This is a genomic window from Microcystis sp. M49636_WE2 (assembly GCF_030065375.1).
Classification (GTDB): Bacteria; Cyanobacteriota; Cyanobacteriia; order Cyanobacteriales; family Microcystaceae; genus Microcystis; species Microcystis aeruginosa_C.
Map to the genome: position 1 here is coordinate 1 of NZ_JASJFG010001086.1, position 1,091 is coordinate 1,091.

Sequence of the window (1,091 nt, forward strand, 5' to 3'; positions counted from 1 at the left end):
CCACTTTCTAGGGAAAGTTGACCGATTTTGAGCATTATTTTTGCTCCTTAATCCTATCGTTACCCTATTATAAAATCTCCCCCTGACTGGAGAATCAAGGGGGGGGAAAGAAATATTTTTTTAACTGACTTTACACTCAACTCCAAAACCGACCAAGAGAACTTTTTCCAAGGGTTCCCCCTCCTGGGGACGTTGATAGTTAATAATTTTGCGAATTCGCAGGTCTGGATTGATTAAAGTAATTGAATCGACGGAAACACTGCGAGTATAATTGGTGGTCATTAATAACTCTCTGGTAGTGGAATCAAAGCGAAAAGCGGAGATAATTGGTCTTGCTTCTTCGTAGGCGCGATCACGAAGATAATCCCCTTCTAAATAACCGTTATTTTCTGCTTTAACCACAAATAAAAGATTAAGATTTTGTCGCACTTCTTCCCCTTTTTCCGAGATGGTATAGAAACCTAAATTAAACCCGGGGATACTTTCTAAATCCGCAATATCAGGATAGTTATTATCTGTCAGAACTTTCTGTTTAATCTCCCTAGTCAGGGGTTGAATGAGGAATTCAGTACGGGAACGTTCCACTTCTTGATCCGCTAGATAATGATAGGTTCTTTCCGTTTGCCAACTACCGACACAATAGGCAAAAAATTGCTGAAAAACTTCGGTATTCATAAATTTAATTCTCCTCTTGCCAGTATCTTAATCTTGAGTTATTTTATCACTAAGTTGTTCCCGATTTTCAAAACCATAACAATCTCGAACAAGATAAAGTGGCTGGCCCTTTACTTCTTCATAAACCCTGCCAATATATTCGCCAATAATACCAAGCGTGAGTAATTGAATTACTCCTAAAAATAGGACAGCAACCATCAGAGAAGCGTATCCGGGTACATCGATTCCTAAAATGATAGTCCTAAGCATTAAAAAACTAGCATAAACAAGACTAATAAGTAGCTAGGCAGAATTAAACTTAAAACAGTGAGTTTCGTATCCTCCTTTTTGAGCGCGAGCTTCGATCCCTTGTTTAACAGCGAGCGCTAAATCGTACTCATCGGGAAAAATTTGACCTGCCAGTTCATGAGTTTTTA

1 protein-coding gene and 1 pseudogene are annotated in these 1,091 nt (G+C 38.7%); both read right to left on the reverse strand.

All coding sequences use genetic code 11. The features are described from left to right. Nucleotides 1-120 precede the first annotated feature (120 nt). Nucleotides 121-675, reverse strand: coding sequence for a phycobiliprotein lyase (locus PX484_RS25235; RefSeq protein WP_002804207.1), 555 nt, complete (start codon nt 673-675; stop codon nt 121-123). A gap of 27 nt (nt 676-702) precedes the next feature. After that, nucleotides 703-951: pseudogene (locus tag PX484_RS25240) on the reverse strand (glycosyltransferase family 2 protein); the annotation flags it as partial. Nucleotides 952-1,091 lie beyond the last annotated feature (140 nt).